The 5,319-nt window shown below is 58.4% G+C and carries 7 protein-coding genes and 1 pseudogene; 4 read left to right on the top strand and 4 right to left on the bottom strand.

Annotated elements, in window-relative coordinates:
- Positions 1 to 83: 83 nt before the first annotated feature.
- A pseudogene (locus SGJ19_26040) lies at positions 84 to 179 on the bottom strand (site-specific integrase).
- Between SGJ19_26040 and SGJ19_26035 the strand changes: the two are divergent.
- Entirely contained in the window at positions 165 to 1,784 is a 1,620-nt protein-coding gene (locus tag SGJ19_26035; protein MDZ4783724.1) for an RHS repeat-associated core domain-containing protein, read from the top strand. The pseudogene SGJ19_26040 and the gene SGJ19_26035 sit on opposite strands and share 15 nt — an antisense overlap.
- Before the next feature lie 23 nt (positions 1,785 to 1,807).
- The gene (locus SGJ19_26030) at positions 1,808 to 2,512 is read left to right on the top strand and encodes a hypothetical protein (protein MDZ4783723.1); all 705 of its coding nucleotides are present in this window, start codon (positions 1,808 to 1,810) and stop codon (positions 2,510 to 2,512) included.
- A gap of 56 nt (positions 2,513 to 2,568) precedes the next feature.
- On the opposite strand, the gene SGJ19_26025 is transcribed toward SGJ19_26030, so the two are convergent.
- Both SGJ19_26025 and SGJ19_26020 read right to left on the bottom strand, forming a co-directional pair.
- Positions 2,569 to 3,606, bottom strand: coding sequence for a tyrosine-type recombinase/integrase (locus SGJ19_26025; protein MDZ4783722.1), 1,038 nt, complete (start codon positions 3,604 to 3,606; stop codon positions 2,569 to 2,571).
- A gap of 201 nt (positions 3,607 to 3,807) precedes the next feature.
- A complete protein-coding gene (locus SGJ19_26020; GenBank protein MDZ4783721.1) occupies positions 3,808 to 4,245 on the bottom strand; it encodes a hypothetical protein in 438 nt (145 codons plus the stop codon).
- A gap of 4 nt (positions 4,246 to 4,249) precedes the next feature.
- On the opposite strand from SGJ19_26020, the gene SGJ19_26015 reads away from it, so the two are divergent.
- Complete coding sequence (locus tag SGJ19_26015; GenBank protein ID MDZ4783720.1) at positions 4,250 to 4,423, top strand: hypothetical protein; 174 nt, start codon at positions 4,250 to 4,252, stop codon at positions 4,421 to 4,423.
- The gene (locus SGJ19_26010; protein ID MDZ4783719.1) at positions 4,424 to 4,864 is read left to right on the top strand and encodes a hypothetical protein; all 441 of its coding nucleotides are present in this window, start codon (positions 4,424 to 4,426) and stop codon (positions 4,862 to 4,864) included.
- 92 nt (positions 4,865 to 4,956) lie between these two features.
- On the opposite strand, the gene SGJ19_26005 is transcribed toward SGJ19_26010, so the two are convergent.
- Positions 4,957 to 5,319 (bottom strand): hypothetical protein (locus SGJ19_26005; protein ID MDZ4783718.1); only part of this gene is annotated, 363 nt, incomplete at its 5' end.

Raw genomic sequence — 5,319 nt, 5'->3', positions numbered from 1 at the left:
CCACGAATGGTGAGCGCGTAGCGTTTCCACGTCCTGCGTCACAGTATTGATAGCTGATAAGGACGTTATTATTTCATTTTCTTTCAGTACGCCACCTTGAACGTCGGCGAATCCTCCGCCCGCGTCTTGCGTTTGTCGTACAACCGCGTCGTCGAAACATTCGCATGCCCCAGCCACTTTGGCCCAATCTTGATCGCCTGACCGAATTCCGCCGGGGCGCGCTTAGCGATGCCGACAGCGACGGCGTGCTCGACACTGTTACCACCGCCGGTCGCCAGCAGGCGTGGACGCTTGATGCGCTGGGCAACTGGGATTCGCTGCAAGGCAACGGCGGGACGCCCGTCGATCGGGATCACAACGCCCAGAATCAGATCACCAGCAACAATGGCGCATCACTCACTTACGACGCCGACGGCAATCTTCGAACCAGCGCCGGCGTCACCAATACTTACGATGCCTGGAATCGCCTGTATTCGGTCAGCATCGCAAACGGTCGATACTTCCTTCACGACGCGCTGGGTCGTCGCATCCATGAATTCTCCGCCGCCGACAACATTCAATACGGCGCGGGCGGTCCCTACCAGCGGACGAACCTTTACTATTCGGCCGACTGGCGTGTGCTCGAAGAAGACAGCAACAACGATGCACAGGACAGGTTTACGCAGGTGCAGAACGTCTGGAGCCCGCTGTACATCGACGCGATGGTGCTGCGCGACACGGAGATCACCGAATCGGGCGGCGGCGAGGGCAGAAGTCTGTCGGTGGTCGATGAACGCTTGCAACGGCGGCTGGAGCTGCTTCGCGCCGATCCCCGGTTCGCGTTCGCGGCGGGTGTGCCGCGTCCGAAGATCGTCGAGAAGGAAACGAATGGAACCACGACGCGTGGCGGCATTATCCCGCCGGCACCGATGAACGTGCCGACGGTGGCGGGCCGGGTGTACGTCGAGCAGGATGCCAATTGGAACGTGACGAGCATCACCGACACGTCGGGCACGGTGGTGGAGCGGTATGTTTATGATCCCTACGGCACCAGCACGCGGCTGACCGCATCGTGGGGCACGGCGGGAACGGATGCGTATGTGATGGCGTGGCGGCACCAGGGCGGCCGGCAGGACGCGGCCACGGGGCTGGTGCATTTCCGCCATCGCGATCTGGATACCGGGCTGGGAAGGTGGGTGCAACAGGATATTGGATATCTGGACGGGTCAAGCCTTTACCTGTACGGCTTGAGCAGCGCGCCTAATTACGTCGATCCCTTAGGCCGAGAAGTAGCAACCGCCACCGCCGCAACCGGCACGGCAGTCGGGGGGACAGCGGCCGCCCCAGTGGTCGGTGGAGTAATCGTGATCGGGCTCGCATGTTACGGAGCCTACTGCCTCTCAGACTGGTTGACGCCGGCGGCGGGAATTCCGGCACCAATGCCGCCGTTGCCGGTGCCTACGCCGGCAACGCCACCGCAAACATCACCGAATGGTGGGGGGACACGGGTGCCGCCGCCGGGGCCAGGCGATCCGGAATGTGATAAACTTGAAGCTGCCATCAGAAAGTTGGTAAACGAGCTAAAGGATCGGATTCGTGAATATAATAAGAACAAGGATAATCTTCCGGAAGATTTACCGCCTGAGCAAAAGACGCGTGGAAAGACCACACGCAAAGGTCATCGAGAAAGATTCAATAACCAACGGGTAAATTTGCAAAGGCAAATTTCACAGTTTAAGGATCGTGGGTGCACGAATGAGACGCCACCCGACACGGACGATTTGGCAAATCATCCTGGGTTGTGATCATTAGTAGGGAAGGAGCACCAATGAGTATCGATTCCGGAGACTGGAAAAGGGGGGCAATTCTTCTGAGCATGGATTTAACACTCTCGTTTGCGCGGGATTTGTGGTTTCCGTGTCGACCGCCCGAGGATCTCACCCGACTGTTGCAGAAGACCTTAAAGCCGTTTGTCACGGAAACGATGACGCGCTCAGATGGCAGTTTCGCCGCGCACGCGCATGCGAGCATCCTGGATAATCCCACTTTGCGAGACAATGTTGTGCATTGGGTGCAATCCGTATTTGGTGCGGGCGCAACTAGGGCTGACCAGCACTCGTGGTCGAGCGTCCTTTACGGCATTGCGAATCGGAAACTGGGGTTTCCTGTCACTGGATGGGGCGCAGTCCTTGAGCAATTCGTGGAGGTGGATCGCCTTCAATCACGCGACTTCATGCTGCGATGCGAAGCTATCACCAAGTCGGATCTATCGGCGTGGGATCAAGCTTTGCTCGATGCGGAAGATATCTCGCTTGAGAACATCACGGACCTGATTACGGTGATCGGAAGAGACAATCACTTCGTGTCGGCCTGGAATCAGTTCTGCGCCGACAAACTTTCAATCGAAGACCTGGATCAAGCGTACTTTTGGGGCCTAGACCACTCGACGCCGTTTGGGTCGAAGGTCAATGTTGTGTTCCCCGGAGGCTGGAGCATCGAAACCGCTCGACTCTATGATTTGTGGAAATCGTAGTCTGCATACGTGAGTTTTCACATGGCTGCTTGCCGCGGGCGGAGGATTCGTCGGAATCAGTACGCCACCTTAAACGTCGGCGAATCCTCCGCCCGCGTCTTCCGCTTATCGTAAAGCCGCGTCGTCGAAACATTCGCATGCCCCAACCACTCCTGAACCTTGGCAATATCCGACCCATTGTCGAGCGCATTGGTCGCCGCAGTCGCGCGAAGTGAATGCACACAAAACTCCGCAGCGTTGATGTTCGCCGCGGCTGCGTATCTCTTGATTACATCGTAAACGCTGCGATAGGCGATCGCCTTTTCCGTGGTCGCTCCCGCAGCGACCTTCGTCGGCCGAAACAACGCACCTTCAAGATCAAGTGCATGTCCCGCCGCGGCCGTGTAGGTGTCGATCCGATCCAGCGCCGCCGGATGCACCGGAACATACCGAATCTTCGATCCCTTCCCATGCACGCGAAAGTGTTTGACGCCTCGGCGCTCCTGAACGTCCTTCATTTTCAGCTTGACCAATTCTTCCGCCCGCAGCCCGTGATACAAAAACGAAGCAAGGATCGCCCCGTCCCTTTTCCCTTTGAGCGTGTCAGAAGAAGGGCAGGCGAGCAGCGCCCGAGCTTGGGCATCGCCGATCGCCGGCGTCTTGCCTTCGTTGGCGTCCGCCGCCGGTCGCTCGACGCCGTTAACCGGATTCAAGTAGATCGCGTTGTACTCGCACAAGTATTCGAACAGCGCCGACAATGCCGAGAGCTTCCGCCGGATGGTGGACGGGGAGAGCTGGCGGCGTTCCAGGTCTTTTCGCCAGGCGATGACGTGCGGCCGCGTTACGGCACGGATGCCGGCGACGTCGATGCCGGTGAAGTTCAGGAAGTCGTGGACGTCAAGTTTGTACGCCCGGCGGGTGTGCTTGTTGCGAATGTTGGCGAACCACTCGGCCTCTGCGGGGATGTCGGCCAGAGCCCAGAACTGTTGTTCAGTGAGGCGGGTCGGTCGGACGATCTCGCCACTTGTTGCTTTCCCAACCCGTTCAACCCGTTCGTTGAGTCGGCCAGGTGACTTCGATGGGCCGGAGAGAGCCCGGTGGGGATGGGGGGACATGGCTTTAGGATACCGCAGATAAAATATGTTATCAACGTATAACGGGTGGGGATAAACGGGGGGTTGACCGAACCGCTGCGGCGGGGTGCAGTGCGGGGTTGGGGTTTCGGTGAAAGTTTGGTGACGATTGGGTTGGGCCGGCGAAATTAGTGAAACATAATTTGCCACGCGCATACGCAAGCGGCGGGGGAGGGTGGATATTCATATCAATAGATCGGGATGCTCTTTTGCCAGCCAGGCTCGAACTCGGGCCAGGAGGTCGGCGGCCGTCGCGACGCAATCGTCCGCGTCGCGGCCGCTGATGGCGCCGGCAATGTCGTAGATCCCCATGTTGCGTTTCTTTCGGTACGTATCGAGCTTGGCGATCGCCGCGTCGTTCAATTCCACCGTGTATTCCAGCGACTGGATCACCCGAAAATGATGGGAGTCGCCCTTGGGGACGGCGTAGCCGGCTGCGTGGAGTGCGGCGAATCCGGCCTGCAATGCGGCGTTGTAGGCGATATTGAGTTTCCAGTCATCGCTGAGCCCGCGTGCCCGACAATCCTTTAGGTCGCGGTCGGCGAGTTCGAGAAGCTCGCCGATTTCCTGTGCGGTCGTCTGGTGCTTTTTCAGCCAGCCGTTTTTCAGCCAATCCTGCAAGGTCATGCGCGTCTCCGATGACGAAAATCTTGTCGTTGCCCAACACCCGCGTGATGAAACTGTTGCCCGTCAGTCGCTTGGCCCGCAGTTCTTTCGCGGTCAACACGAATGGATTGATTTCGCGGCCGAGCGTCGCCTGCTCATGCCCAAGTTCGGCGACGACCTGTTCAAGCGTTAGTTGGTCGTCGCGCGTTACGATCATCAAATCAATATCACTGTTCTGATTCGGATCGGATCGGGCGAAAGAGCCGAACACGAATGCGACCAGAATGTGTGGCGCGAGGTGGCGCAGCACGTTTCGAAGTCGATCATGCAACGCGATCGTTCGATGGATGATCTGCTTGAGCGGTTCGAAGATCACGCACTCGGGATTCGCTTGAAAAAAACGCTGCCGGTCACGACGGAGAATGCCGCACCCGGTCAATGCCGTCAGCTCGCGCTGGATAGCGCCGACACTGCTGTCGGTCCGGCGGGCAATCTCGCGGAGATAAAAAGATTCGTCGGGATGAGAATAAAGCATGGCCAAGACGGCACGGCGCGTCTTTCCAAACAGAATGAGTCCAGGATCGCTCGGCGTACTCATACTGAGATCGATTGTACCCGAATTGAGAGCGGTTGAAAGTGGCGATGCTCGGAAGGAGACGAATCTTGTGCGTCTATATGAAAAGGAACCGTCGTCGGGACGGTTCCTAGGTTGCTGATGGTTGTTAGTCATCGGCTTGTGGTTGACTCGCGGCGAAGGTTCGCCGGCAGCCAGGCGTTGACCTTATCGGCCAGCGCCTTGTCTGCGATGTTGCCGGCCGCGGCGTCGGCGAAGAGCCGGGTCAACTGTTCGACCAGCACGCTCTTTTTGCGGTCTGCCGGCGGCGCGGCAACGGACCCCGAGAACTCGGTGAACAAATGAGCCAACTGAATCTTCTGGTAGCAGCCCAGCCATGCGGCATCGGGCGTCCAGTCGTTCCGAACATTCACGTTCAGTTGGCCGGCCAACTGCATGACCAGGGGAGTGGAGCGCTGCGGGTGGGCAATCACAAGATCGACCACCAGCACGTCAATCAAGGCATCGAGTTTCTT

The sequence above is a fragment of the Planctomycetia bacterium genome (assembly GCA_034440135.1).
In the GTDB taxonomy this organism is placed as follows: Bacteria; Planctomycetota; Planctomycetia; order Pirellulales; family JALHLM01; genus JALHLM01.
This window is presented reverse-complemented; position numbering and strand designations above follow the sequence as displayed.

Coding starts and splice junctions, on each gene's coding strand:
- SGJ19_26030 (MDZ4783723.1), top strand. CDS start 1,808: ATGAGTATCGATTCCGGAGACTGGAAAAGGGGGGCAATTCTTCTGAGC.
- SGJ19_26025 (MDZ4783722.1), bottom strand. CDS start 3,606: ATGTCCCCCCATCCCCACCGGGCTCTCTCCGGCCCATCGAAGTCACCT.
- SGJ19_26015 (MDZ4783720.1), top strand. CDS start 4,250: ATGCGCGTCTCCGATGACGAAAATCTTGTCGTTGCCCAACACCCGCGT.
- SGJ19_26035 (MDZ4783724.1), top strand. CDS start 165: ATGCCCCAGCCACTTTGGCCCAATCTTGATCGCCTGACCGAATTCCGC.